19 protein-coding genes are annotated in these 26,845 nt (G+C 58.6%); 6 read left to right on the top strand and 13 right to left on the bottom strand.

Annotated elements, in window-relative coordinates; translation table 11 throughout:
* The 3 genes from HZB23_09320 to HZB23_09310 all read left to right on the top strand — a co-directional run.
* Positions 1-1,580 (top strand): citramalate synthase (locus HZB23_09320; protein ID MBI5844852.1); only part of this gene is annotated, 1,580 nt, incomplete at its 5' end.
* Between the two features lie 154 nt (positions 1,581-1,734).
* Complete coding sequence (locus tag HZB23_09315; GenBank protein MBI5844851.1) at positions 1,735-3,285, top strand: 2-isopropylmalate synthase; 1,551 nt, start codon at positions 1,735-1,737, stop codon at positions 3,283-3,285.
* 224 nt (positions 3,286-3,509) lie between these two features.
* Positions 3,510-3,986 carry a cyclic nucleotide-binding domain-containing protein gene (locus HZB23_09310; GenBank protein MBI5844850.1) on the top strand — a complete coding sequence of 159 codons (477 nt, stop codon included), beginning with the start codon at positions 3,510-3,512 and terminating at the stop codon, positions 3,984-3,986.
* Between the two features lie 186 nt (positions 3,987-4,172).
* Here the strand turns inward: HZB23_09310 and HZB23_09305 are convergent, their stop codons facing one another.
* From HZB23_09305 to HZB23_09285, 5 genes are all read right to left on the bottom strand, one after another.
* On the bottom strand, positions 4,173-5,042 hold the full coding sequence (locus tag HZB23_09305; protein ID MBI5844849.1) for a radical SAM protein: 870 nt from the start codon (positions 5,040-5,042) through the stop codon (positions 4,173-4,175).
* A gap of 142 nt (positions 5,043-5,184) precedes the next feature.
* Positions 5,185-6,342 (bottom strand): TolC family protein, encoded by a 1,158-nt coding sequence (locus HZB23_09300; protein MBI5844848.1) that lies wholly within the window; start codon positions 6,340-6,342, stop codon positions 5,185-5,187.
* Between the two features lie 47 nt (positions 6,343-6,389).
* The gene (locus tag HZB23_09295; protein MBI5844847.1) at positions 6,390-9,611 is read right to left on the bottom strand and encodes an efflux RND transporter permease subunit; all 3,222 of its coding nucleotides are present in this window, start codon (positions 9,609-9,611) and stop codon (positions 6,390-6,392) included.
* Positions 9,612-9,614: 3 nt separating this feature from the next.
* A complete protein-coding gene (locus tag HZB23_09290) occupies positions 9,615-10,862 on the bottom strand; it encodes an efflux RND transporter periplasmic adaptor subunit (protein MBI5844846.1) in 1,248 nt (415 codons plus the stop codon).
* Positions 10,863-10,974: 112 nt separating this feature from the next.
* Complete coding sequence (locus HZB23_09285; GenBank protein ID MBI5844845.1) at positions 10,975-11,835, bottom strand: hypothetical protein; 861 nt, start codon at positions 11,833-11,835, stop codon at positions 10,975-10,977.
* 306 nt (positions 11,836-12,141) lie between these two features.
* On the opposite strand from HZB23_09285, the gene HZB23_09280 reads away from it, so the two are divergent.
* From HZB23_09280 to HZB23_09270, 3 genes are all read left to right on the top strand, one after another.
* Positions 12,142-12,309, top strand: coding sequence for a hypothetical protein (locus HZB23_09280; protein MBI5844844.1), 168 nt, complete (start codon positions 12,142-12,144; stop codon positions 12,307-12,309).
* Complete coding sequence (locus HZB23_09275; GenBank protein ID MBI5844843.1) at positions 12,310-12,711, top strand: hypothetical protein; 402 nt, start codon at positions 12,310-12,312, stop codon at positions 12,709-12,711.
* Between the two features lie 100 nt (positions 12,712-12,811).
* Entirely contained in the window at positions 12,812-13,252 is a 441-nt protein-coding gene (locus tag HZB23_09270) for a universal stress protein (GenBank protein ID MBI5844842.1), read from the top strand.
* Positions 13,253-13,365: 113 nt separating this feature from the next.
* Here the strand turns inward: HZB23_09270 and HZB23_09265 are convergent, their stop codons facing one another.
* From HZB23_09265 to HZB23_09230, 8 genes are all read right to left on the bottom strand, one after another.
* Complete coding sequence (locus HZB23_09265) at positions 13,366-14,388, bottom strand: DUF4101 domain-containing protein (GenBank protein ID MBI5844841.1); 1,023 nt, start codon at positions 14,386-14,388, stop codon at positions 13,366-13,368.
* Positions 14,389-14,563: 175 nt separating this feature from the next.
* A complete protein-coding gene (locus HZB23_09260; GenBank protein ID MBI5844840.1) occupies positions 14,564-15,709 on the bottom strand; it encodes a carboxypeptidase regulatory-like domain-containing protein in 1,146 nt (381 codons plus the stop codon).
* 16 nt (positions 15,710-15,725) lie between these two features.
* Positions 15,726-16,535, bottom strand: coding sequence for a trypsin-like peptidase domain-containing protein (locus HZB23_09255; protein ID MBI5844839.1), 810 nt, complete (start codon positions 16,533-16,535; stop codon positions 15,726-15,728).
* A gap of 102 nt (positions 16,536-16,637) precedes the next feature.
* A complete protein-coding gene (locus HZB23_09250; GenBank protein MBI5844838.1) occupies positions 16,638-20,639 on the bottom strand; it encodes a hypothetical protein in 4,002 nt (1,333 codons plus the stop codon).
* Positions 20,640-20,917: 278 nt separating this feature from the next.
* A complete protein-coding gene (locus HZB23_09245; protein MBI5844837.1) occupies positions 20,918-21,397 on the bottom strand; it encodes a hypothetical protein in 480 nt (159 codons plus the stop codon).
* A 110-nt stretch (positions 21,398-21,507) separates the two neighbouring features.
* On the bottom strand, positions 21,508-23,268 hold the full coding sequence (locus tag HZB23_09240; GenBank protein ID MBI5844836.1) for a hypothetical protein: 1,761 nt from the start codon (positions 23,266-23,268) through the stop codon (positions 21,508-21,510).
* A 109-nt stretch (positions 23,269-23,377) separates the two neighbouring features.
* Complete coding sequence (locus HZB23_09235; GenBank protein ID MBI5844835.1) at positions 23,378-24,715, bottom strand: hypothetical protein; 1,338 nt, start codon at positions 24,713-24,715, stop codon at positions 23,378-23,380.
* A gap of 43 nt (positions 24,716-24,758) precedes the next feature.
* Positions 24,759-26,840, bottom strand: coding sequence for a hypothetical protein (locus HZB23_09230; GenBank protein ID MBI5844834.1), 2,082 nt, complete (start codon positions 26,838-26,840; stop codon positions 24,759-24,761).
* Positions 26,841-26,845: the final 5 nt, after the last annotated feature.

Here is a 26,845-nt window from a genome sequence, read left to right as displayed (position 1 = left end):
ACACAACGCTAAGGGACGGTACCCAGGGCGAGGATGTCAATTTTTCTGCGGAGGAAAAGCTGCGCGTTGCCAAGCGCCTTGATGAAATGGGCATCCATTTCATCGAAGGCGGCTGGCCCGGCGCGAACCCCCGCGATGACCGCTTTTTCGAGCTTGCCCGGAGCGTCGTTTTTCAGAACTCCACCCTGGTGGCCTTCGGCTGCACAAGGAAACCCGGCATAGCGGCGTCCAAGGACGCCACCTTGAAGGCCATCTCCGAATGCGGGGTAAAAGCCGCCTGCATCTTCGGCAAAAGCTGGGACCTGCACGTTGAAACCGTGATGGAAAACACCCGCGAGGAAAACCTCGCCATGATCCGGGACTCGGTATCCCATCTGGCAAGGCGGGGCATGGCCGTCTATTACGACGCAGAGCACTTTTTCGACGGCTATAAGTCCGACGCCGACTACGCCCTTGCAACAATCATCGAGGCCGCCGAGGGCGGGGCGCGGTGCATCACACTCTGCGACACCAACGGCGGCACCCTGCCCCACGAGATCGAACTGATCGTCAAAGTGGTTAAGGCCACCGTGAAGACGGACATCGGCATCCACACACACAACGACTGCGGCCTTGCCGTGGCCAACACCATTGCCGGTGTCCGGGCCGGGGCAAAAATGGTGCAGGGCACCATAAACGGCTACGGAGAGCGCTGCGGAAACGCAGATCTCACCAGCATCATGCCCATTTTGCAGATAAAAATGGGCTACCGCTGTGTACCGGATGAAAACCTCGCGGGACTGCGAAGGCTTTCCAGGTTCGTGAGCGAAGCGGCCAATACAATACCCCGCAAGAACCGCCCCTTTGTGGGTGAAAGCGCCTTCGCCCACAAGGGCGGGGTCCACGTCTCCGCCGTCATGAAAGCTCCCAAGGCTTATGAACACATCAACCCGGAGTTGGTTGGAAACAAGCGGCGGGTGCTGGTTTCCGACCTCGCGGGCAAGAGCAACGTGGAGTACAAAGCCTGGGAGCTTGGCATTGATCTTAATGAAGGCGCGAACGGGAGCGACGTCAAAAAGATCGTAACCGACATAAAGCGCATGGAAAACCAGGGCTACCAGTTCGACGCGGCTGAAGGCAGCTTCGAGCTTTTTCTGAAGCGCAAGGTGGGCCAGTTCGTGCCGCGCTTCGAGCTTCTGTCCTTTCTTGTCACCATAAGAAAGGAAAAGGACCGGCCCTGCTTTGCCGAGGCCACGGTGAAACTTTCGGTGGACGGCCAGGAGCGCTTCACCGCAGCCGAAGGACGCGGCCCCGTTGGCGCGCTTGATAACGCCATAAGAAGGGCCCTGTGGAAGTTCTACCCGAAGGCGCTGGATACCATGAGGTTGAAGGACTTCAAGGTGCGAGTCATTGACGGGCGGGACGGCACTGCGGCCAAGGTCAAGGTGTTCATCGAATCCGGCAGCCATGAACAGACCTGGAAAACCATAGGGGTGTCGGAGGATATAATTGAAGCAAGCTGGCAGGCCCTGGCGGACAGCTTCCATTATCTGTTGATGAAATCCCCCCAGGAACAGCAGCAAGAGGATTGTAACATCTAACACGGAATATGGTCATGGACATTAATGGAGTAATTGCCGCCGGCAGGTTCGTTACAACCATCCGGCGGAGGGTGCTTGAATGACTTGAAGTCCCCGTGCTTGCAACTTTTTTTGATCAAGGCGTAAACACATTCATTTCAAGGAGACTTGAGTCATGGCGGATCGTCTGATTTTGTTCGATACAACCCTGCGCGACGGAGAGCAGTCACCCGGCGCGAGCATGAACACCAACGAGAAGGAACGGGTGGCGGTTCGCCTGGAGCGCCTTGGGGTTGACGTCATAGAGGCCGGTTTTCCCGCTGCGTCCGAGGGCGATTTCGAGGCGGTGAAGGCCGTGGCGGCCCGCTGCGAGCGCTCGCAGGTGGCGGCTCTCGCCCGCACCGGAAAAAGCGACATCGAAAAAGCATGGGCCGCAGTTAAGGACGCCAAGTTCCCCCGCATCCACACCTTTATCGCCACCAGCGACATTCACATGGTTCACAAGCTCAGGATGAGCCCTGAGCAGGTGATAGCCCAGGCCGTGGACGCCGTGAAGCTGGCCAAAAGTTTCACCGACAACGTCGAGTTTTCTGCGGAGGACGCCTCCCGCTCGGACCGCGACTTTCTGTGCAAGGTCTTCGGGGCCGTCATCGCCGCCGGAGCCACCACCATCAACGTGCCGGACACCGTGGGTTACGCGGTTCCCAACGAGTTTTCCGAGCTCATAAGCTACATAATCGCCCACACCGAGGGGATCGAAAAGGCCGTTGTCTCGGTCCACTGCCACAATGACTTAGGCCTTGCCACGGCGAACACCTTAGCGGCCATCCAGGCGGGCGCGCGCCAGGCGGAGGTCACCATCAACGGCATAGGCGAGCGGGCCGGAAACGCCTCCCTTGAAGAAGTGGTCATGTCCATCCTCACCCGCAAGGGCTGTTTTCCGGTGGAGACAAGCATTGTAACCCGCGAGATAGTGCCCACCTCCCGCCGGGTTTCCTCCATCACCGGAATGCTGGTACAGCCCAACAAGGCCATCGTGGGCGCCAACGCCTTCGCCCACGAGGCGGGCATACACCAGGACGGGGTCTTGAAAAACCCCATGACCTACGAGATAATGAAACCGGAACTGGTGGGCCTGGACCGCAACCGCATGGTCCTCGGGAAGCATTCGGGCCGCCACGCGCTCAGAAGCCACCTGGAGGATCTGGGCTACCAGCTCAGTAACGACGAACTGGCCACGCTCTTCACCCGGTTCAAGGACTTATCGGACAGGAAAAAGTACGTCACAGACGCGGACCTTGAAAACCTGGTGGCGGAAGTGATAGTAAAGACCTCGGAAGCCTTCGAGATGAAGAACCTCTACGTGGTGTGCGGACATCAGGTGGTGCCTGCGGCAAGCATGACCATGATGGTTCACGGCCTGGAGGTGAAGGCGGCTGATTTGGGCAACGGCCCCATCGACGCCACCTTCAACGTGATCTCGAAGCTCACCAACATGAAGCCGGAACTGACCCAGTTCCTCATCGCCGCCATCGACCCCGGAACCGACTCCCAGGGCGAGGTTACGGTGAGGCTGTCGGAAAACGGGTTAACCGCCCTTGGCAAGGGCACGGACCCGGACATCGTCACCGCCTGCGCCAAGGCCTTCATCAACGGCCTTAACCGGCTGGTGTACCTGAAACAGCATCCCGTGGCGTTTTCACCGGAGGAGCCTGTGGAAGTATAATCGCCTGTCCAAAAACGCGAACTACTGTGTCAGGTTTCGCGGCGCGGGTCGTCATGTACGAAAAGTACTATTCCTTCCCGCGCCGCTCACCTTCCTTGCATTTCATCGTTTTTGATCAGGCTTTGCACGTGCCTTCTGGGATGACACAAAAATAGCGACAGCGCCCGGCAGTGTGGAATTTTGCCTGCCGGGCGCTTTTACAAGCATTCACGAGGATTAAACCCATGACCAACCCGGATTTTCTGCAGCGGACGCTCATTTTCGATGGCCTGGATGACGGGAGCCTGGAAAAAATCGTGGCTTGCTGTTCGGAAATTCTCTGCAAGGCTGGTGACAGAATCTTCCGGGACGGCGAAAAGGCAGAAACCATGTTCATCGTGGAAGAAGGCAGGGTTGATCTGCGGAGCGAGGTACCGGACAGGCCCACGTCCCCGGAGGACACCATAAGCACGGTTCGCCAAAGCCAGGCCTTCGGCTGGTCGGCCCTGATGCACTCGCCCATCTACAGCCTGTCCGCCTACTGCGCCACGGAAAAGTGCAGGCTGGTGGCGATCTCCCGCGAATGCCTGCTGGCGCTTTTCGAGGAAGACCCGAAGCTCGGATTTACGGTGATGTCCAATCTCGCGGAACTGATACGAATCCGCTTCCACCAGCTTCAGGAGGAACTCTGCCGCAAAAAAGGCCGCATAATGCCCAGATAAGCAAAAATCCTTTAGCTTCCCCGCATCCAGGGCGATCACAAGCGATGAACACGGAGCACGAGCAGCGCGGGAGCAAGCGTACCCGCCCAAGAAATCGCAGAGTTCTTGGGCTAAATCAGGATGTTCGTACGTGGCGGACCGCGCCGCGATGTCTGACACCGCAGTTCGCGCTTGTGGACGCCCGAATCACAAGGCCCGCATCCATTCGGGCTTTAGCGCCACCTTGCCCGCCAAGGCGTCGCCGATGAGCTTTAAGGTCTTTTCCTTGTCCCTTGGAAGCTCGGCCCTTATGGGAAGATAGTTGGAGGCGTGGTTGGCATGGAAAAGGCCGCCGGTAAGGTTGGTGGCTGCGATCATGGCCCCCAGTTCCGACAAGAGACCCATCTGGTCTGGAAGAACGAAATCCCCCCTTTCAAAATCCGTGTACATTTCGGTTCCGGGTATCAGCATCAGCATGAGCGCGCCCACGTATTCCGGGTTTATGGCGGACAAGACCTCGCCCGTGGCTTTCGCGTGCTCCATTGAGCGGTCTTTGCCCGCAAGACCCAGAAGCACGGTGACGGAAAGCTTTATGCCCGCCTCCCGGCATCTGCGGCCCTGCTCGATCATCAAGGCCGCGTCGCCGTGCTTGCGGACTTTTTTGAGGGTTTCGTCGTCCCCGCTTTCAAGGCCCATGTAGGCTATCGCAAGGCCGTGGGCTTTCAACTCTTTCAGTTCATCCAGAGTCTTCATCTTGAGGGCCTTGGCGTTGGCGTAGGTTCCCACCCGTTTCACCCAGGGGAGTTTCCTTTTTATCTCGGAAAGGATGGTAAGAAGCCTTTTCTGGGGCAGGATGAGGGCGTCGCCGTCGCACAGGAAAAGCCGGTCCTGGCGCTTGCAGTAGCGCTCCGCAAAGGCGATGTCCTCCATTATTATGGAGTCGTCCTTGATCTTGAAGCGTTCGCCCTTGTACGCCCCGCAGAAAGTGCACTTGTTGTGGGAGCATCCCACGGTGACCTGAAGAAGGATGCTGTCGGCCTCGCTGGGCGGCCTTATGATGTTGCCCTCGTAATGCATGTTTTTCCCCGTTCTGAGAAATTTGAAAAAGCGACCCAACCAAGATAATCAGCCCAAGGCCTTTTTTCAAGCCCCCTAAAAGAAGCGGGCGAAAAGGCCTTTTCGCCCCTTCGCCCGCCGAACCGCTTTAAATTTCACTCCGCTATTTCGATTCCTCTCCCAACACGCCCATTGACCAGAGGAATTTGACCCTTGCAACGAGGTAGTCCCGCCGGGCCTGGGCAAGGCCGCCCTTGGCCTGCATGAGGCCCAGAAGCGCGTCCTCGACGTCCAGCCTGGTTTTCACGCCGTAGTCGAAGCCCTTTTCGGCCATGGAAAAAAGCCGCTCGGCCTGGGACACGGTGCCTTCCAGGGAGGCCACTATCTGGGCCGCCTCCCTAACCGAGGTAGTCCCGCCGGGCCTGGGCAAGGCCGCCCTTGGCTTGTCTGCGGAAGATATCACCGTCACGTATTCCTTGGCCATTTCCGCCTGATGCGAAAGCCCGACCAGTTCCGGCCTGTTGGAAAGGGCCTTTTTGTAGGCGTCGTCGCAGGTCATGGAGCATTCCGTTACCGGGCCCGCAAGGGAGCCTGCCAGGGAACCAGCTATCCTTGACGGGATATCGTCAACTCCAAGTAGAAAGGCCAGGCGCTGGCGGGCGGTGACGGCTCCGTTTTCGGTGCGGATCACATCCGGGCGGGCATTGTCCACTGCGACCCTGGCGGCCAGTACGTCGTAGTCCGTGGCGAGCCCGGCCCGGAGCCTCTTTTCGGCGGCGTCTTTGTGGCGTTCCTTCTGGGCGAGGTTTTCCTTCGCAATGGAAAAAAGCTCCTGGACCAGGAGCACGTCGTAGAAGCCTTCGGCCACGTCCCGCAAAGCCGCCTGCCTATAGAGCCGAAGCTCGTCATCTGCGGTGGCGAGCCCCACCTTGGCCCCGCGAATGGCCGCCCCAACCTGGCCCCATGTGAAGAGAACCTGATCCACAGAGAGAATGGCGCTTGAAGTGGCGTGGGTGGTGGGCATGTACGGGCCGCCCACCGCCTTCTGGCTCTCGTCCCTGTCCCGGTAGTGTCCGACCTGCAAGGTGAATTTGGGAAGAGCCGTGGCGCGGGCCTCCACGTAGATGCCGCGAACTTTTTTGGCGTATTCCCTGGCCGCCGCAACGTCCTTGTTATGGGAAAGAGCGAGTTCCCAGGCCGCGTCCAGGGTAAGGCCGTCCGCCGCGTCTGCGGCCAAAGCCTGTGCTGCAAGACAAAAAACCAGGGCCAGCGGCAAGGCCATGCGCAGCCCATGGGCGCGAATCAATTTTATCGATATCATTTTCGCACGCTTTTCGTGGGTTAACGGATCATGTTTCGCTTGTTTCATCAGGCCCCGGCCTCTGGATAATCGTGAGCCCCGACCTTTTCCCCTCTTTTTTTGTGCAGTTGTTCCGCCTGTTCCTCAACGCTCATTTTCGGGCGCAGGCGGCGGTAGAATATGACCAGATCGTCCAAAAGGGTATAGACCACCGGCACGACAATAAGCGTAAGCAGGGTGGATGTTATGAGGCCGCCTATGACGGCCCTGGCCATGGGGGCGCGCATTTCAGCTCCCGGCCCGATTCCGAGCGCCAGGGGCAGCATTCCGAAGATCATGGCCAGCGTGGTCATGAGAATGGGCCGAAGCCTTATTCCGCCCGCCATGACAAGGGCCTTTTTGCGCACGCGCCTTATTTCGTCGCGCACGCACTCGCCCTCAGCCGGGTTGCACGGGTCTTCCAGCCTTCGTATCTGCTTGGCGAAGTCGATGAGAAGGATGGCGTTTTTGGTCACGAGCCCCATGAGCATGATTAGTCCGATCATGCTCATGATGGAAAGGGTGTCGCCGGTGAGAGTGAGTATTCCCGCCATGCCAACGATGGAAAGGGGAAGCGAGAACATGATGGAGAAGGGATCGATGAAGCTCTCGAACTGGGCCGCAAGAATCAGGTACACGAAGACGATGGCCAGAAGCAGGGACTCGAACATGTAACCGAAGGATTCCGCCATGTCCTCGGCCTCGCCGGTGTAAATGATGCCGTAACCGGGCGGGAGATCGAGCAGCTTGACCTTTTCCTTCACTTTTTCCATTGCGGTGCCAAGGGCAATGTCCTTGCCGAGCCCGGCGGAAACAAAGACCTGTCGGGAAAGGTCCCAGCGGGTGATTTCGGAGGGAGTGGGCTTCTGCTCGATCTTCACGAACTCGGAAAGGGGCAGAAGTGCCACCTCCCCCTTTTGCTGAGGCACGGTGATGAGGAGGCTGCCAACCTGGGCGGGGTCCTCCCTCTGGTTTTCGGGAAGCCGTATGCGAACGTCAACGGCGTCGCCGTCCTCGTCCTCGTAAGTGGTGACCGCGTAACCGCCCACCAGGGCCGAAACCGTGCGGAGGATGGCTGCGGTGGAAAGGCCCGTGGCCCTGGCCCGCTCGCGGTCCACGATGAAACGCACTTCCTGGGTTTCCTGCTCAAGGGTTGCGGAAACGTCCTCAAGGCCGTTTATGGTGAGCATTTCCTTTTTAAGCTGGGCCGCCAGGAGCTTCAACTGCTCCAGGTTGTCGCCCCTTATGCCCACCATGACGGGCTTTCTGCTGTCTGTGTCCCCCACTTCCTTGATATCGATTTCAATGCCCGCGATGGTGGCCATTTTCCTGCGCACTGCGTCCTGGAGTTCGAGCTGGCTGCGCTTGCGTTCATTCTTGGGCGTAAGTTTCACGTAAACCGAGGCGTCCCGCACGGTGCTCTGGTCGCCTGCTCCTATGGTGGCGAAGGTTTCCGTGACTTCGGGGAATTCCTTCAGGCCCTTTAACACGGCCTCCAGCCGGTTTTCGGTCTCGGCCAGGGACGCGTAGGGCGCGGTGGTGAAAATAAGCTGAAACTCGGCCTGGTCCTGTTCCGGCCTGAAAGAGGTGGGCAGATTCCCGAAAAGGTACATGCCCCCCACAAAGGCGGCAAGGGCCGCCGACATGATGAACACACGGTGGGACAGGGCCCATCCGATGGCCTTCTTGTAGAACTCGCCCAGCTTGAAAAAGGCCCCGTTGAAGTAATCCAGGAGCCGGTAAAGGAGGTTTCCGGTTCCCGGCTTCCTGTGGATGTCCGGGTCGAACCAGCGGGACGAAAGCATGGGGTCCATGGTGAAGGAGACCAGAAGCGACACCAGCACCGCGAAGGCCACCGTAATACCGAAGGAGAAGAAAAACTTGCCGATTATGCCCTTCATGAAGGCCACGGGCACGAAAACCGCCACCACGCTCAAGGTGGTGGCCATGACGGCAAGGCCGATCTCGTTCGTGCCGTCCCGGCTGGCCGTGAAGTGGTCCTTGCCGCGTTCAAGATGCCGCACGATGTTTTCCCGCACGACAATGGCATCGTCTATCAGAAGCCCTATTGCCAGCGATAATGCCATAAGCGTCATGATGTTTAAGGTCATGCCCATGAAATACATGACGGAAAACGAGCTTATGACCGAAATGGGCAGGGTGATGCCGGTGATGATGGTGGAGCGCCATGAACTCAGGAAGCAGAACACGATGAAGACGGTGAGAATGCCGCCCAGGACCATTGTGTGCTCGACTTCGGAAACAGAGTCCCGGATGAACTGGCTGCCGTCCCGCACGAGCTTCACTTCCACGCCCTCAGGAAGGTCCTTGCCCAGCTTTTCGGTGATCTTCTTTATGGTGTCCACCAAAGCGACGGTGTTGGAGCCCGATTGCTTCAATATATCTATGCCGATGGCCGGAACCCCGTTCACCATTGCAAGGCTGTCGGGCTCCTCCATCCCGTCGACGATCCGGGCGATTTCCCCAAGGGTGACGGGCCGGCCCGAACGGGAGGCGATCACCATGTTCTCGAAACCGGCAACGTCTTCGGGCTTGCCGGATATGCGAAGGGGAAACTCGGCGTTTCCGCGTTTGAGTGAGCCTAGGGGCGCGTTCACGTTTTCGCTCTGAAGGCCGCTGATGACCTCGTCAAGGCCCATTCCCAGGGATTCCAACCGGGTGCGGTCAATGACTACGTTGACCTCGCGCTTGGAAAGTCCAACGAGGTTCACCTTGCCCACGCCTGATATGGTTTCCAGGCGCGGCTTTATCTTTTTTTCCACGAAGGTGGAAAGGGCCACCGGGCTCATGGATTTGGACTGGACGGAAAGCGAGGCCACGGGCAGGGCCTGGAAGTCCAGCTTGTCCAGTATGGGCTCCTCGATGTCGCCGGGAAGCTCGCCCCGTATGGCGGAAACCTTGGCGCGGGCGTCCTGGATGACCTCGTTGACCTTGGTTTCCAGGTTGAATTCCACGTAGATGATGGAAACGTTTTCCAGGGATGAGGAGGATACGTGCTTCACCCCGGCTATGGGGTTGACCGCCTCCTCGATGCGCTTGGTGACCTCCCTTTCCACCGTTTCGGGAGACGCCCCCGGATACTTGGTGATGATGGAAACCACCGGGATTTCCACGTTGGGAAACTGGTCCACCGCAAGGCGGCGATAGGAAAACATGCCCAGCACCATCAGGGCCAGCATGATGACTGTGGCGAAAATCGGCCTTTTTAATGAGACATCTGAAATAAGCACGGTTTATTTGTCTCCCGGCTGGGTCGTAACTGCCACTTTGTCGCCGTCCTTCACGCGGTAGCCTCCACGGGTGATGACCAGAACGCCGGAAGAAAGCCCCTGGGCTATTTCCATGTTTTCGCCGTAAACCGATCCCACGAGAACTTCCTTTTTCCTAGCGATTCCGTTTTCAGCCACAAGGAGCTCGCCCTTTTTCGTGATGAGGTCCAGAGAGGAAAAAGCGATTCTGGGAGCCAGGAGCACCCCGGTCTTCCGGCTGGTGACTATCCTGCCCTTCACGAAGAGCCCGCCTTTCAGGACGCCCTGCCTGTTGTCCACGTCGGCCTGCACCTTTATCGCCCGGTCGGTCTCGCTGACGGTGGGGTTCACAAAGCGCACCGTGGCGGTGAATTCCCTTCCGGGATAGGCGTCTGCGGTGAACATTATGGTCTGGCCCCTGGAAAGCTCAGCAAGGTGTCTTGACGGAACAGCCACGGTGAGTTCCAGGAAGGAGTCGTCCACTATCCGGAACATCACCTTGGGGGAGGCCGGGTCACCCACAAGGTCTCCGGGGCTCACGCCGCGATAGGCCACCACCCCGTCCATGGGGCTTTTTATGAGAAACTTGGAAAGCCGGGTTTCTGCGTGGGCAAGGGATTTCTCGTTCGCCACCACGCCGCTTTTCGCCGAAGAAACCTGGGCCTGGGCGGACTCGACACCGGCCCTGGCGGCCTCAACCTGGCTTTCGGCCACTTCCAGGGCCGTTTTGGCGTCGTCAAGGGACTGCTGGGTCACAAGCCCCGCGTCCTTGAGATTCGTAAGCCTCGCGTGCTCACGCCTGGCCCTGGAAAGCCCGGCTTCCGCCTGGACCAGAGAGGCTTTTGCAGCCGAAACCTGGGCGCGGGCGGTGGCCTCCTGGGCGCTTGCGCTGCCCACCTGGGCGCGGACGGCCTCGACCTGGTCGCGCCCCTCCCTGGTGTCCAGCTCGGCAAGGAGATCGCCCTTTCTCACCCTCACCCACTCGGTCACGAACACCTTCGTCACAACGCCCTGGTACTCGCTTTTCACGATGGTGTCGTACTTCGGCGCAAGCGAGCCTACGATGTCGATGCCTTCCAGGGTATCGGAGGCTTTCACCGCCACCGCCTCCACCGCCACGGGCGGGCGGGCCGCAATCTGATCTTCCGGTTTTTCCCCGCCGGACTTTCCGCAACCGACAAGGGCCAGGGCGAGGGCCAGCATGGCGGCCCCCAACGCGCAACGCGACTTCATGGGTTTTTTCGCCTTTCGGATGATATTAAAAACGTCCGGGGCCTTTCGCCGCGAACGTTTGAGAGTACATAGACGAATTCCGAAAAAGTGGTTCAGGATTCGGGGAAAGCCCTTACTGGATCAGCATGGTTTTTCCGTCTTTCAGGTCCGCCCTCTTTCCGGGAGCAAGGCCAAAGGCCCTCACCACCTCCCTTACAAGGGCGTCCACGGCGTGGGCTCCCTCGGCGTCAGCCTTGCCCGACCCGGCTACAACGGTAAGAAGGGCCGCCCTCTTGTCCTTGTCCCCAAGGTCCACCTGCTTTTCGATGAAGCCCAGGCGGTTTTTGTCCGTAACGTAGAAAACGCAGGGGCCGATAATGGCTGTTTTGGCGCGGCTCTGGGTGAACCTGCCCATGGACTCCACGCCCGGCGAATCGAAAACGTCGGAGGGGGTCTTGTTGTAGCCCAAAAGAGCCCCGAAGAGCGCCAGATTTTTCACCAGGGCCGGGGCGTCGGCGGTTTCAAGGCAGGCCCTGGTTTCCGCCCCCATTTCCTCGATGTCTTTTTGGGTGAACGAAAGGTCGAGCTGATCCAGGATTTCCCTGTGAACCGCGTTTACAGTATCCTGGCGCTTGGTGGACACAAGGGCCTTGTCGTTGTAGAGAATTTTTACAAAATTGTGAACCATTTCTTTTACGGTAGGGCTTTTGTGCACCAAAACCTCGTCAACGGTGGTGTTCCTGTAAACCGGAAGATCACCGTCCATGACCATTATATCCTTGCGGCCCGTGGGAAGGAGCGAGGTGTAAAGCTCAAGGTCCCTTGCCCGCTCCATTTTCCGGTCAGTCTCGGCCAGAAGGAGCCTCATGGCTTCCTTGTCGATCTTCCTTGGTCCGTCCGCCTCGGCTGGCAGCGCGTAAACCTGCCGGGCCAGGCGGTCCATCCTCATCTTTTTCCGCAGACGCTGCGCAAATGTGGCAGTTTCGGTGTTCACGGCATCCCTTTCAAAAAGCGATCGTTCGCCAAGTTTTCCCGAAACCACCTTTACCACAGCCCTTGAAACCTGTAAAGACGCTCTTTTGACGCATATTGTCAAACCGGTTTCCGCTCCGCCTCCGGCGGAATAGCGAATTGTGATTCACAATGCACTATGGCTCCTCTTTGTGTCAAGTCAAAAGTATGAAGGTCTTAAGACCTGTTTGCAAAAAATTTTTCCTTTTCGGCAGGGCCGACTTGGGCTATTCTTTCAAGACTGGCAACAAGCGTTCATTTACGTTCAACAACCCCAAGAGGATCACCCATGTCCGATATAGCGATGCGCACCTACAGATCTCCAGCCGAATTCGCAAAAATCCTGTTCGATTTTTTTCGCGGCCCCACCTTTTTGATGACATTTCGCCGCATGGACCCGATTTTCCGGGAAAAACTGATCCTGGCCTTTTCCTCCACCAACAATTGCGCCCTCTGAGTGAATTTCCACTCAGCCCTGGGCGTGTCCCAGGGTCTTCAAAAAGACGAGATCCCAAGGCTGGTGAGCCTTGACAAACAAGATTTTTCCGAAAAGGAGTGGCTGGCCTTGAACTATGCCCGGAAATTCGCAGCCCTTAGGGGACGCGAACCCAAGGGCCCCCAGATTTTCGCATACGAGACGGCCTATTCCAAAAAGGAGCGGGCCGACATAAAAAAAATTCTGCGGATGATGCGCCTGGCCAATTATTCCGCCAACCTTTTTTTCGGCCTGCCTTTTCGGGACGCCCTGGAACCCGGAAGGGATTTTTCCCGCACAGGGCTTTTGAAACGCCTTCCGGGCAGGTTGAAAAAGATATCCGCCCTGGCCGAAAAAGCCCTGAAATCGGTTTCTGTTTCATGACAGAGCATCGATTTATCAATTGCGCGTTCGATCACCCATAAAGGGCCGTGAATAAATCCAGGCAGGGACTGCCCATCAAATTCAGCGAAAGGAAAACATCATGCTGATAGCAGTGGATCATTCCGAAAACGCCGAAAGGGCGGTCATGTATGCGGCCCGCATGGTGGGAAACCATCCCGAAATCGCAGTCACCATCCTAAACGCCATAAGAAGCCCGGAAGAGGACGCTGAGCGGGACCCCAAGGCCCGCTCCCTGATCCTTGAAGAAAGGCGGCAAAAGGGACAGGCCCTGGTTTCGGGGCTGGCCGGCCTTTTGGCCGACGCCGGGCTTCCCAAGGAAAGAATCAGGACTAAGGTTGCCGTTTTCACAGCGCCCCAGACGGCGGCGGACGTCATTTTGAAGGAAAAGCACGAGGGCGGCTACCTTACTGTGGTGGTGGGCAGAAGGGGAGTGAGCAGAAAGGAGGAATTCATGTTCGGAAGCGTGTCCGCGCGGGTGATGAGGGAATCCGGGCCACAGGCCGTGTGGGTAGTCTCCTGAAGCCTTTTCAACGGGCTGTTGGGGACCTGTGCGGAAGAACGGAAATCACCCGCTTAAAAACCGGATATCCGGTATATGATAGTCAGTCGGCTTTTTAGGGCAGGCGGCCCGATTCAGGGAGACAGACATGCGTTTTCACCGGCCATGTCCTGCTTTTCCATCTCCCCTATTATGCTGTTTTCGTCGCAATCAAGAGGGTCCCCTGGCTTGAGGGCCTCCAGGCAGGAAATGTACCACGAGCCGTTGACCTTTTTAAGCCTGTAGGCGGCCTGATAGGTGGATTCCTTCATGGGCCTTATGGTGGACCCGTTCATGCGGTACCGGCCAAGGGATTCGGTTATAACCGCTGTCACGGTGGCCGTGTCGCCGTACTGCACCACGCTTCCTATGCTAACGTCCTGCCTGCCGAACACGTACCTCTGATCGTGCTTTCTGAGCCAGCATGTGGAGCGTTTCTGCTTTTCCAGAATGGGATACACCAGTATCCCGTCCCACACGCTGTCGTTCAGATCGCTCGTCCCCATGCGCTTTATTTCCGGGTATCGCATGACGATTTCACGTATCGCCGCCTCGTCGTTCACGGTTTCGGAAGAGGGCGTGGGGGCCTGTTCCAACCCCCCCGCCCTGGCATCCACAGAATTTTCCCCTGCGGAATACGGAATCATGGGCTCATTTCGCCCGTCCCTTTTCCCCACCCCGGCAAGATAGGCCACCACGCCCGCCAACAATATGCAGGCGAAAAGGAAAAAGGCGGTGAGAACGGCGAATCGGTAACTTTTCCCCTTTGGGGCGGATTCGTCCCCATCGTAAACATACCCTTTGCCGGGCTCTTCGGGCGACCAGCCATCGGCGCTTTCGGAACCGGACTCCTTGGGCGCGGGGGTCCCAAGCCGACCTCCGCATTTGCTGCAAAAGGCTGCGGAACTCGATGACCGTGGGCGCACCAACTCGTAATCGGAGCAGTAAGGGTTGTTGCATACCAGGGGCAGGAAAACGGGCGCTGGTTCCGGCTCGGAAGCGGGCAGGAGGCGGCTTCCGCAGGAGGTGCAGAAAAAGGGGTCTTCCGATGGAAGCGAATGGACTTCCTTATACTGGCTGCACGAAGCATTCCGGCAGCACATGTTGACGTTGGGCATGGCGTTTACCTGTATGGAGCGCCCGGCAAAATCTCGGCGTTGACTGTTTTATGGAATCTTCGATTTCATGAAAGCCGGGTTCTAATTAGCCCTTCCTGAAAAAAACTTCAAGTGGCCGTCAGAGGGGCCGGGGCGACTTCCCCGCCCCGGTGCTTTGAGCGGCTGCAATTATACCTTACGGCCTGCGGCCTTCGGTGGCGGGCGCGGCGGCTGCAGGTGCCGGGGAGGCGCTCCCGGCGTCATCCTCGTCCTTTTTGGTGGCCCTTATCTGCCAGTCCTTGGGAAAGGACTCCATGCAGACATTCTTGGGAATTATCCTCATGTCCGGGGTGAGGTCGAAAACGTGCCACACCCTGCCTGAGCAGCCTGCGGGAGGCCGGAAGGTCTCCTTTCTGCAACCTGCCGAGACCACCTCCACGGTGGCGTCCGAAGCGGCAATGCTTCCCTGGCCCGCGAAAAGATGCACGGCGTAATGGGTGGTATAGGCCAGAGGCGTGAAAACCGTTATGGTTTCGACCCCTTCGGAGTTGGTGTTGTCAACGTCCAGCATGGCCAGGAGTTTTCCGTTCTTTAAGCTCACCTTCTTGTTGGCGAAGTAAACCCAGCCCTTTCCCTGTATCTCGGAATGCCGCTGCATGAGAAGATGGGAGTCCAGGTCCCTGGGATCGGGCCCCCAGTCCAGCATGATCCTCATTCTTTCCCGGCTTGGGTCGAGTTCCGGGGAAAGCGGCGCGACAAGCTCGGTCACCCTGCCCTTTTTCACCACGGCCTGCCTTTCCTGGTCGCAGTAACCCTGGGCCGTGACGTTCACGAGGTAATTTCCGGCTCCGATATCAACCTGCCTGAAACCGTTTTCCAGGGCCGTGAACGTGACGTCCCTATCCTTCAGCCTTATGGCCGCGCCGTCCACCACCCGGCCCTGGACCCTTGCGTCCACGGGTTTCACCAGAAGCCTTCCAAAGTCGGGGGTTAGCGAAACGGAAAGTTCCGCAAGGCCCAAGGACGGCACCTCGATCTTCTGCGGAGCGCTTTTTTCAAAACCGGCGACCTTTACGATCAGGGCCTGCTCGCCCGCTCTGATGTTGGCGAGAAGGCACCTGAATTTTCCGTTTTCAAGGTTTATGACGCCCGTTGCGGAAATTTTATCGTCGGCGGAAAAAAGGGCCATCTCCCTTCCCCCAAGGTCGGTGGAAAAGGCCGCGTCTTTAAGCGTAACAAGCACGCTTCCCGGCGGCGTCAGAAAAAGGGGAAGCGCGTTCAACCCCACACCCATAAGCGCAAGAAACATCACGAAATAAAACACGCCCTTGTTGCGACCCATCTTTACCCCCTGGCTCTCAGCCCAACTGCTGACCGGTCTTGTCCCTGAAAAAGGCCTTGTAGGTGTTGATGGGGATCACGCAGTCAACGGAGCGTATCTCCACACCATCCCTGGATACCGGCCTGTAGGACACCACGAGCCCCACCACAAGGCCGGTGGAAGTCAGAAAGACCGGCCCGCCGCTGTTCCCGTGGTTGAAATTGGTGCCCGAAGGATAGAAAAGGCCCGCAGGGCCGTTGTAGTTGAGGCTTCCTGCGGATGACACCATGGGCTTGTCCTTTTCCGTGAGATCATCCACAAAGGGAAAGCCGATTGTCAGAACCTGCTCGCCGCTGACGCCCTGGTATTTGGACGAATCGGCCAGTTTGAGCGGGGCCATAGAGGTGTCCCGAATTTTCAGGACCGCCATGTCCTGGCTGGACCCGTTGGGCGCGCCAAGGCCCTCTATTTCGGCCTCCTGCCTTTCGCCCTTTGAATATACGTAAATTTTTTCGGCGTTTACGAAGTCCCTGCCGTCCTTTAAGCACATGGCCACGTGGGCGTTGGTGGCGACGTAGCCGGGCCGCACGATGAAGCCGGTTCCGCTGCCGCCCTGGACCCCGGCCTGGGTGGAGAAGGTTTCGATAAGGACCACGCCGTTTTTCGCCGATTCCACAAAGGGATGTTTTTCCAGGTTTTTCGGCCGTGCCTCATCCGAAAAAAAGGGCAGGAAACCCAGGATTCCCCATTTTTCGTGGGCCGGAACCAAAAGGTTTAAGGCGATGCCCATAAAAAACAGCAGGAAAAGGAACAGTTTCACCTTTCCGGTGGGCCTTTGGGCTTGCATGATGGCGTCTCCACTTTTTTGGACGGGCCGGGCGGCCCCTCAAAAAACATTACAGAAACATTGGATCAATCAGGCTTCCGCGAGCCTTCCCGCGAACCGGCTTCAGATCACGGTTCCGCAGGCAGGGCAGACGGCCTGGCCGGGCGAAAGCGGATTCTGGCACACCGGGCACCTGTCCTTCGGGTCTTCCTGAAGGGCATCCGTCCCCCCCGCGCTGGTCGGGGCGTCGGAAGCGTCCGCGCCGGGGGCGTCTGCGGGCCGGGAGTCAACGCTACCCACGTTTGCTGCTTCTTCTTCAGGCTCGTAACCGCAGACATGGCATGGAAAGCCCGCGCCCATGTTCTTGCACATGGGGCATTCCACGTCCTCCACCCAGGCGTTTCCACCGCATTTTGCGCATTCGCGGGCATCGTTCGGGGTCTCCGCTCCGCAGGCCATGCATTTCACATGCTCCGCCACTATCTTCTTCTCGAACCTGCAAAAGATGGAACTGGCCGGTATCGGTTTTCCGCATGAGGGGCAGGGCCTTGTCGCCACGTCGGCGGAGGGAGCCGGTGAGGCCGCTTTTTCCGGGGCATGTGCCATTTCGGGATTTTGTGCAACGGCGCTCGTTGCGGCCTGAACCGGCTCTGCCTTGGGCGCTGAGGGCCAGGCGGCATCGGGCTCTTCCGCCTTAAGGTCAAGGGCTGGCATGGAGCGATACATTTTGCCCACGCCCGCCGAGGTCCTGATGTGGGCCAGGAACTTGCCCGCCGGCCTGGTGAAGGGCCGAAGCGCCTCCTCGTACTCCTCGAAGGTGAGGGCCTGGGCCGTGGGCTTTCCCCTAAGCGCCAGAAATTCCCGGCTCAGGCGCTCCTTTTCCTCCCGGCTCGGGGTGAACTCGTCCAAAACGCGGTTTTCCTCGTTTTCAAGAACCAGATATTGCAGGGAATACCTGGTGAGCGGAGGCTGGCCCTCGATCCCGCAGTCAACCTGTTTGGGCGGATAAAAATGGGTCTTGAAAAAGTCGATGAGCAGAAGGTAGGCTGGAAGCCATCCCTTTGTCTGGACCATTCCCAGGGCCTCCTCCACCTGCCCCAGAAGCACCTGCCTGTGGGTCTCGTGGGCGGGGCGCCTGTCTCCGTAAATGATGTCCAGGGAATGATTTTCGGAGCCTAAGGAAATCTTCTTCTCCCAGGGGCCGTTCATGATGATGTAGCCGAACTGGTTGTAATGGCTGTGATTCTTCTCGTCTCCCCCGTCCGTCACCGAGAGTATCCCCAAAAGCCACGCCCTCATGAAATCGCGCACGCCCTCGATGTTCTTGCGCACTTCCTCGTCGGTCTTGGGAATGATGTCCGAGAACTTGAAGCGGTTCTTGTCCGTGTGAAGATCAGCGCTTCTGCCGAATCCCGGCTCGTCCGGGTTTTTCCAGAAGGCCTCGTAGCACTCCTTCATGCCGAGCGTCTGGGTGACGCTTGTGGGATAAAAGGCGGTGACGCCCGCAAGCTCGTTGTAAAAGACTATGGCCCCCTTCTTGGGGGTGCCTATGTTGATGAAGGCGTGGGGCGGGTCGCCGGGATGCACCACACCGGAAAGCAGTTTCCTGAACTGCTCGGTTCTGACGGGCGAGGATTCGGTATCTAGGCCGATGAGGCAGGGCTTCTGATCGTTGCCCACGGAAAACAGGGCGTGGCCGATCTTGTCCGACTGCCTGAGCCAGGGCCGGGCCCTTCGGTACATGGTCTGGATTATGGACTTGCGCTCGGCGTCCGAGACCCTCTTGTCGTCGAAAAACATGTCCAAGGCCGAGGGCTGGACCGGGTGGCTTTTGAATATGGCGTGGCAGAAGCCAGTAACCTGATCCTCAATGGTTTCGAGGGAGGTCTGCCTTATGTAATTTAAGGCATGGGGCACGGATTCCGCGTGAAACACCGCGTCCAGCATGGAGGCCCCGGTTGAAACCAGCCTGGCCTTCCTGGCCTCCCCCTCCCCCATCCACCTGTCGTACCAGGCGTCCACGTCACCCTCACGGTACAGGTCGCGGTGGTTGCCGTATTCCCGGCTCGAAATGAAATAATCCTCCCTTTTCTTCAAGTTGGCCTTCAGTTCGTCCAGGTCGGCGAAAACAGTGCGGTACTCGGCGATAAGGCCGTAATTGGGCGAGTCCTTCTCCACTATGGCGTCGACTCCGAGGAACCTGTCTATCTCCTCGCACAGGCGCTGGCCGCGCTTGGCCGCCTGCCGCATCACCCGCGCCATTACGTAGTTGTAGAGATGCCCGGGGTCCCTGCTGTCGCGGGTCACCAGCTTACCAAGGCAAACTGCGGTCTTTTCCTTTTTGTGGAAGATGTCCTTTTCCACTCGGCCCAGATCGTCGATAAGGGCGGAAAGCCTTGAGTTCGCCTGCTGTATGTTGGCGTCCTGCCTGGGCTCCTCTGCGACGTAATAGGGAAGGTAGCCGTAGTTGGGATTTTTGAGAAGGCTTTTAAGCTCCCTTAAGATGTCCAGAACGTAGGCCACGCCCTTTTCGTTGTCATCCTGAAGCGCAAGGGCCCTGGCCCTTATGCCTTCCTTCACCTTGTCGGCGTAAATGGAAAGATTGTCCTCAAGCCTCCTTAGGTCCTGGCCCCATTTTTTCCGGTCAGCCTCGCCCTCCCCCGCCAGCTTCAGGTCCCAGTCCCTGAGGGCCGCGTTAAGGATGCCGGATTTCTGCCCGTAGGGGGCGCTGTCCAGCTTCGAGCGAAGGGAGAGGCACTCGCGCCATACGTAGGCGGGGAAGCGCTCGGCGTTGCTCCTCTCGTACATCAGAAGCTCGTCGTTCAGCTGGTTCCAGACCTTCCTCTCCCTTGTGTCCGGCCTGGTGTAGGTCCCCTGGGCGAAGACGACGGGCGCTTCGCTTAAAAAATCGGTGAAAAGGACCTTCAAAATATCGCCGTGCTGCTCTTTCTGCCAGATGTCCAGGATATCCTGGGCCATGCGGCAGGACGCGGCCCAGTGCAGCCTGTCGGTGGGAAAGCTGATGGAGGACATGCCGAAGGAGCAGAAGCGCGTGGAGTAGCTCTCCTCCTCGCCCACGGCCACCTGGGAGCCGTCGGAGCCAGCCACGGTGTGCAGAAAAACGTCGTTGACGAAATTCTGCAAATTGACCCTTATGGCCCGCTGCTTGCCGGAAAAAGCCCCCTGGGAGAAAATCTGTGCGAGGATTTCCGCCACCATCTGGTACATGGCGTATTCCTTGCCCGCCGTTCCCACCCCTTCGCCCACCTCGTTCTGGCTTTCCAGAAGGTAGGTTTCGTTGAAGGGGGGAGGCCCCATGTTGGCGGGGTTCTGCCTCGTGGGGAGGATGAACCTGTTGGCGAAGGAGTAGTGGTTGAGCTCCTTCAAGGCCGCGTAGCCGTTGGCCATTATCCTCTTGCTTCCCGAATAGCCGGTGAAGAAGGAGGGCAGGAAAAGCATCCCGGTCCGGTGGTAGTCGGAATACATCTGCGCTACGAGATAGGCCGTGTCCAGAAAGACGCCCGCCCCGGTGCCGCCGCCTAAGGAGCATATTATGTAGGCGTCCTTAAGGTTCGGGTTGTAATCCTCCCCAAGGCCCTGGCCTTCCAGGGTCTTTCCCACGTTGGGATCGGCCAGCGCGCCCTCGGCCTTCTGGAGCGCCCCCACGATGGTGTCGAAATGGTGGTAGAAGGCGAGGCGGGAGGCCATGCGCACCTGTCCCGCGCCCTTGCCAAGGTCGCCCAGGTCGGCCAGGTTGCCCTGGGTGTTGAGCCAGGTCTTTATATGGGGATAGTTGTTGATGTTTTTGATGTAATTGCCGATTCCGCCCGGAAGGGCCAGATCGACCCTCTCCACGTTGTTGAACTTAATCTTCCTGTAAAGGGGATCGTCCAGGATGGTCCGGTCGTATTCCTTGCGGGCGTCCTCTGTGTTGTCCGTATCTATGCAGATATATTGGATGCATGGAAGGGCGTCCAGGCTGCCGAACTTTTCCACCACCAGCCGCCGGAACCTTAAAAGCACCTCCTTGCCCGTGCCCCCCAGGCCGATCAGGAGGGTTTTTCCAAGCTGTACGTAATCCTGCTGCGTCGGCGGCTGATCACCCCGTAAAAGTCTCATTGCCATGGACGGATCTCCTTGATGTCCGCAACTTTATCGAAAATTGATCATCAAAAAAAATCGATCATCAAAAAGCAAAAGGCCTGCCCGGTTCAATGGTCGGCAAGCTGGCCGGGTTTTTAGGGGCTGTTTCCAAAAAAATTTGTCGCACTTAAGGTTGCGATTTCGCCCCGCCGACAAGGCGCGTCTCCTTGCGGCATACTTAACGTATTCCGCAAGAAGCGCAATAAAGTCGGCGGGGATGAAGGCGCTACCGTTTGCAAAAGTTTTTTTGGAAACAGCCCCTAATACTTGTGGTAGACGTCCGATCTGAAAATCACGGCGAGGAACCAGATGAGCCACAGGCCGGAGAGAAAGAGCGACACCCACCGGGCCCAGGGCCAGACCTCCCAGACCCCGAAAACCACGTAAAGGCTGAAGGAAATCCATCCCAGGGAATAGAGCACGGACATGGTCCAGAAAAGGCTGTCCGCGTAATCGAAGGCGTAATACTGAACAATGTAGGGATATACGATCGTGTAAAAAAGGAACCAGATGGCCGCCAGGACCGCCAGGAAAATGCCCCATCTGAACACCCAGTTTTTGGGGGCCGCAAGGCTTGCCCCGGCTGCCTGGGGCTCTGCGGGGGCCACGACGGCCTGATCTGCCACGGCTGCGGAAATTCCGCATAATGAGCCCTCGCCGAAAGGAGCCATCATCGTAAATCCGGCCGATAGCCCGCAAACAAGGGCCAGAAAAACCATGCTCAGGGTGAAAATCCGCATAACCGATCTCCTTGTAACCAGTCGTAATATTTGGTCGAAACCATCAAAACCATACGTCCGCATCGCTTTCCGCGCCGCCACGGACGAAAAAACGGCCTTACAGGGAAACCTCAAAACGGAAGCGGCACCGAAGGGGGGCCACCGCCGGAATCCGGGCCGGGTCCGCCGCCCCTTCTTTTGGGGGGCCGAGGCCCGCCCGTGGGCCTGATTATGGTGGCGTCGTCGTCTCCGCCCTCCCCTTCGCCCCAGTCGCGCTCTATGCGAAGGAGAAACTCCCCGGTGGCGTCGTTGGGCGTCACGAGCCAGGAATCGTCGCTTTCCCTGATGGAGGATACCGTGCTGTTGGCCTTATAGACCACGCCGCTTTTCGGATTCCGCGACACCCTTCCGATGGCCCTTCCCCGGTAATCCACCGGCGCGGAACCTATGGCCCCCAGGCTCACCATCTGGTCTCCGTCGGGCTTTCGGATTATGAACACGGCCCTTTTGCCGCCCATAACGGAGCGGGCCGCGAAAAAACCGACGATCAGAAACAGGATGAGAAGGGCGATGAGAAAAAGCCCCTTGCCGCTTCCGGTTTCAAGGCAGAAATCCACGTAGGTGTAACCGGGGTTTATGTTGGTGATCTCCTGTTCCCGGTCGAAATCGAAAACCTCGCCCGCGTGCTCTATGCCCCAGATGCCGGAGAGCCTTTCATCGGAAAGCCTCACCCTCACGTCGTCGAGCCTTATCTCGACCTTGCCGCTGTAGCAGGCCCTCAGGCCGAAGGCGGACTTGAGCCAGCCGAAAAAGCCCACGGTCCCGATTTTCACGGGCCGGACCGAGCTTACGTTCACCTTTATGGGCTGGGTTCCGCGCGGCTCCATCTCGCTTAGGGGCATGACGGAGGGCTGTGTGGAGAAATTCCCGCTCCCTATGGGCCTTATTTTCACCCTGGCCGAGGTTTTGACCGGAACGAAATCCTCCACCACCGCCACCGAGCAGACACCCTGGATGATGCGGTGCTGGGTGAGACGGCTCTCTATGATTCCCGTAAGATCTACGCTCACCTTTCTGTTCTCGCCGAAAAACCCGTCGGGGATTTTTGTCACGTTGACCTTCACTGCGTCGGTTTTGAGCTTAACCATGCCGACGCTTAAATCCTTCAGCTTCAAGTAGCTCGATCCCCGGGGAAAAACCGAAAGGCTTTTTCCGATCCGCTCGTCAAAGGGAGCAAGGTCCTCCTCCCTCTCCTTTTCGGAAAAATCCTTGTGGCAGACCAGGATGCAGTAGATGGAAAGCGCCGAGCTGGCCCCGTCGGCTATGAACGGATACTTGAACACGTGGACGGATTTGAAGGCCGGATTGTTGTTCAGGGACTGGAAAAAGCCCCGGACGTCCCTGTTGTCTGCGGTGCCGGGCCGGGTGTCCACAATATTGTCGGTCACGAGCCACAGAAGCCCCTCGAAGTCCCTTGTGAATGCTTCCAGGTTTTCGGTGAGGAAGGTTCTCTGCCCCGAAACTGCGGGTATGGCCGAAAGGTCGCTTGAAGCGTCGAAAGAGCCTATGGGCGCTTCTGCGGCCACGATGGTCCTTATAAGTTCGGTGAAGGCCCAGAACGATACCGAAGACGCCCCGTTGTCCGCCTGGGAGCGCACCAGCCCGTTGAGGAATTCCTGAAACTGCGGGTACTGGTGAAACATGCGGGCCTGGCCCCGGCCTTCTTGGGCTCCCGGCTGGTAACCGGGGTACATGCTGCCGGAGTTGTCGTAAAGCACCCTCGCTTCCATGGGAAGCGCCATCGGCCCCAGCTTCGCGTTTGCGGGAAGGGCCATTGCGAAAAAAAGCGCGGCAACCGCCACACATGTTTTTAAAAATCCGGAAATGCGCATCCGCCCTCCGCCCTGGCCGGTTTTTATGGAGGCTTCCCGCAGCGTGCCGACTGCATGGGAGCCTGTGAATGAATTATTGATGCGTATGTAAGAACCGGTTCAATACCGTTTACAGGACAAGCCAGACTTTTGCAAGCCCGGAGTCGCTTACGGCTGCAACAATGTTTCGGGAAACAGCCACGGAAACCACCGAGCGCCCGTACTCCACCTGAAGGGTCTTTTCGTGGGACAGCCTTTCGGGATGATAGAGCCTGATCTCGCCCTGCCCCAGGCCCAGGATCAGCGCCTTGTCGCCCATGAGGACCGGCGGCGCGGTGATGTTCTCACAGGGGCCTTCAAGCCTTATCCTGTTTGCGCCGTCCAGCCTGAAAACGGCGTTGTCGGCGGCCACGATGGGGGTGTTGGGGGAAAGAAGCGCGAAGTCCCTCAGCCCGCCAAAGTTCCCCATGCGCTGGCCGGTGCGCTGGACCGCGTTGAACCTGAAAAGCGCGCCGTCCCCGGCCAGAACGTAAACGATGTTACCCACCGCCGCCACCGGCATCAGGGACGGGTCCTTCACGGGCAGGTTGATGTTGAAGGTGTGGGAGCCCATGGTAAGGGAGCAGTCCACGGGATTCACGTCCACCTTGTGAACCAGGGTATCCCTTCCGTTCGACGAAAAGAAGAAAAAGTAAAACTTGCTCTCTCCGGCAACGCCTTGCGCGTAAAGGGAATTGCCCGCAAGGGAGCTCACTGTGGCCGCCTTGTGGATGGGCAGATAGTCAGGGGGCCGGTTTCCCGAAACGCCCTTTAGAGCCCCCACCTCCCACAAGCCGTCGGGGCTCTTCGAGGTCACGGCCAGAACGTCGCCCACCGGCATTATGGAATGGACGGCGGCGCGGTCCAGGCTCTTTTTCCATCGAGGCTGCGAGCTCTTTCCTTCCAGGAGCATGGACATGGAATAGGCGAAAATGCTGTTCCCGGCCCCCACGTAGAGGCTTTCGCGGCTGATGGCGGGCGAGGAGTAGAGATGCTCTCCAAGTTCGATGGAGTTCACCTCAGGCGCTGCCGCGCCTGAGCGGGCGGACAGGTCGAAGATTCTTATGCAGCCTGCGGCGTAGCCGGTAACGAGACAATCGCCGTATATCAAAAGGCTGGGCCACTGAACCCCGGCCTGGCCTTTTGCGGGGGGCGCGATTTCCGACAGGGGCGAGAGCTTCCAGTTGTGGATGTCGGTCTCTTTAAGGCACGGGGCCCTGCCGGTTCTCTGGCAGCCCCCCCTTGCGCAGGGCCAGTTGAAGGAGACCTCGGCCAGAGGCTCGCCGCAGGCGGTGCAGTACCTGGCCCAGAAACGGTTGGACGCCCCGCATCCGGCGTTCTGGCAGGTCTTTATTATGCGCCGGCACTCAGGACAGGACTGCCCGCCCGTTTCAAGCGCCCCGCCGCAATCGAGATAAGGACAGTTCATGAAAACTCCCGCTGAATTCCTAACCATTGAGAGACAACGGCCCTCATTTGTCCAGTTGCGGCGTCACAAGGGGCTTGCCGTAGTAAGGGCAGAACCTGAAAGTGTCGTCACAGTTGAAATACATCCCGCCGCATTTCCGGTTTTCGCAGTCCCCCTGATCCTGACAGGTCCTTGTTTCGGAAAGGGGGACGGGCTTTCCGTCCGGGGCCGCCGCGCCACACTTGGGGCAGCGGGAAAAGCTTGCGGGTATGACCTCCCTCCACTTTTTGCTTGGGCAGGAAGGGTTGGGGCACAGGCGACCGGCCAGGGCCGCCGACGTATAGGAAAAGCTCAGGGTCTGGGCGGCGGCCCCCGGTTCGTTGGTTGATATCAGGACCGCAGACCGCCTGACTTCGCCGTCCTTCCCGCCGCCCTTAGGGGCTTTGACGGTAAGGGTTGCGCCCATCCTCTCGCCGGGCCTTATGGAAAGCCGGGCCGGGACGACCGCGATACCAGGGCCTGCGGGCTCCATTACTGCGTGAAGGTCCCCGTCCCCCCTGTTTTCCAGCACAAGGTCGAAAAAGGCCTCCTCCCCTTCCAGGAGGCTTCCCAGATCGATGTGGCTTTTTTTGAGGTAGAGCCTTGGAGCCGTGCGCGAAAACCGGACCCTGACATCTTTCTGAAATGACCATTCGGGCTGATCCAGCGTTATTCCGGGGCCGTCGAGGAAAGGCTTTCTCTCGCGGAAATTTTCAGGCTCCCCAAGGGTGGCGGTCAAAAGGCCGTCCGGGCCGATTTTGGCCTCGATCTGGCCTGCGAGCCCCTGAACGGGAAGGGCCGCCAGCCCCGTGATATCTATTCCGGGCTCGCTGGCCCTTATGGAAAGGCGTAAAGTCGATGATTCACCGGCGTTCACCACTCCGAAATCGAGCATTTCGGGATTCAGGCGTATGGAAAAAACCCTCAAGTTCACGAAAAGGGTCAGGCCGTTTTCAGCCTGGCCGGGAATTTTGCCTGGGATTTTGAAAAAGACGGGAATCCTGTGGACGCCCTCGTCCAGGCTAACGGTATCGAGTTTGATTTCAACCCTCGCCCTGCCCGGCCTGTCACCGGAAAAACCGGGAACGGTGACCGAGCCTTCAAGCTCAGCGCAGCCGGACCCGCTTTCGCATGAGACCGGGGCGTCTTTTGCGCCCCAGTTCACAAGGGTGGTCTTTACGGCCAGAACCGACCCCATTAAGGCGTCGGCAAGTGGAAGCTCCATTTCGCGTTCGGCTGACGGCCCCAGGCCGTTGACGTCAAAGGTGACGAAGGCCTCGTCGCTTTCCCTGATTATCTTGAAATCCAGGTAAAAGCTCCTGAATATTTCCAGCACGTGGTTGGTGGAGCAAAGGACCCTCAGTTCCGTGACGCCTCCTCCCGCAAGGGCCGTCGGAAGCGCTGGCTCTATGAAAACGCTCCCGGAGGCTCCGGGAGGCAGTTCCACGAAAAGATCGCCCCCTTCGTTTCGAGCCCCGTCAAGCCCCATGCGAAGCAGGGCGGAGCTTGACGAGAAGCTGGCCTGAAAGGGCCTGGGGCCGTTGCTTTCCATGTCGAGCCGGAAGGCCAGGGCCTCCGGAAAATGAAGCATGGCGGGCCTTATGCGAAATTCGTGGACATGGGGGGCCTCCGAACCGTTGTACCCGAAGCGGGCCGATGCGTAATCCCTGCGGGCGTCAGCCGCCAGCAGCACCGGAAAGGCCGCCAGCGCGCCCTTGGAGTTCTTGGCCTTGAACATGGCCTGGGCCGTGTTTTTGCCCTCGGTTCCGTCAGCCCGGAATACCAGTGCGATTCTGGCGGAATCCTCCGGCCCTATGACCACCCCGCCGCTTTCCTTTCCGGCGAAGGAGAGCCCGAAGCAGGCGTGGGAAAAGGAAATCCCTAAAGCGACTGGGCCGTCGCCCAGGTTTTCCACCTCGATTTCACGGCTGACCACGCCCCTGGCGCTTACAAGGCCGAAATCGTACAGGGTGACCCTGCTCTCGAAAAGGCTTAAGCCCTCCCCCTTGAAGGCCACCTGGGGCTTGTCTGCGATGGCGAGGCTTAAGGACGGCCCGTCCTCCGGCCCCAGCCCTTCAAAAAATCGCTTCAAACCGTTCCTGTCCATGCGGA

The organism is Deltaproteobacteria bacterium (assembly GCA_016235345.1).
Taxonomy (GTDB): domain Bacteria; phylum Desulfobacterota; class Desulfobacteria; order Desulfobacterales; family Desulfatibacillaceae; genus JACRLG01.
Note: the sequence above shows the minus strand (reverse complement) of the source record. Positions and strands in the feature narration are given on the sequence as shown.

What these genes read in the sequence shown, in the direction of transcription:
- HZB23_09315 (MBI5844851.1), top strand. Translation starts at nt 1,735, where the DNA reads ATGGCGGATCGTCTGATTTTGTTCGATACAACCCTGCGCGACGGAGAG.
- HZB23_09310 (MBI5844850.1), top strand. Translation starts at nt 3,510, where the DNA reads ATGACCAACCCGGATTTTCTGCAGCGGACGCTCATTTTCGATGGCCTG.
- HZB23_09305 (MBI5844849.1), bottom strand. Translation starts at nt 5,042, where the DNA reads ATGCATTACGAGGGCAACATCATAAGGCCGCCCAGCGAGGCCGACAGC.
- HZB23_09300 (MBI5844848.1), bottom strand. Translation starts at nt 6,342, where the DNA reads ATGATATCGATAAAATTGATTCGCGCCCATGGGCTGCGCATGGCCTTG.
- HZB23_09290 (MBI5844846.1), bottom strand. Translation starts at nt 10,862, where the DNA reads ATGAAGTCGCGTTGCGCGTTGGGGGCCGCCATGCTGGCCCTCGCCCTG.
- HZB23_09280 (MBI5844844.1), top strand. Translation starts at nt 12,142, where the DNA reads ATGTCCGATATAGCGATGCGCACCTACAGATCTCCAGCCGAATTCGCA.
- HZB23_09270 (MBI5844842.1), top strand. Translation starts at nt 12,812, where the DNA reads ATGCTGATAGCAGTGGATCATTCCGAAAACGCCGAAAGGGCGGTCATG.
- HZB23_09265 (MBI5844841.1), bottom strand. Translation starts at nt 14,388, where the DNA reads ATGCCCAACGTCAACATGTGCTGCCGGAATGCTTCGTGCAGCCAGTAT.
- HZB23_09260 (MBI5844840.1), bottom strand. Translation starts at nt 15,709, where the DNA reads ATGGGTCGCAACAAGGGCGTGTTTTATTTCGTGATGTTTCTTGCGCTT.
- HZB23_09255 (MBI5844839.1), bottom strand. Translation starts at nt 16,535, where the DNA reads ATGCAAGCCCAAAGGCCCACCGGAAAGGTGAAACTGTTCCTTTTCCTG.
- HZB23_09250 (MBI5844838.1), bottom strand. Translation starts at nt 20,639, where the DNA reads ATGGCAATGAGACTTTTACGGGGTGATCAGCCGCCGACGCAGCAGGAT.
- HZB23_09245 (MBI5844837.1), bottom strand. Translation starts at nt 21,397, where the DNA reads ATGCGGATTTTCACCCTGAGCATGGTTTTTCTGGCCCTTGTTTGCGGG.
- HZB23_09240 (MBI5844836.1), bottom strand. Translation starts at nt 23,268, where the DNA reads ATGCGCATTTCCGGATTTTTAAAAACATGTGTGGCGGTTGCCGCGCTT.
- HZB23_09235 (MBI5844835.1), bottom strand. Translation starts at nt 24,715, where the DNA reads ATGAACTGTCCTTATCTCGATTGCGGCGGGGCGCTTGAAACGGGCGGG.
- HZB23_09230 (MBI5844834.1), bottom strand. Translation starts at nt 26,840, where the DNA reads ATGGACAGGAACGGTTTGAAGCGATTTTTTGAAGGGCTGGGGCCGGAG.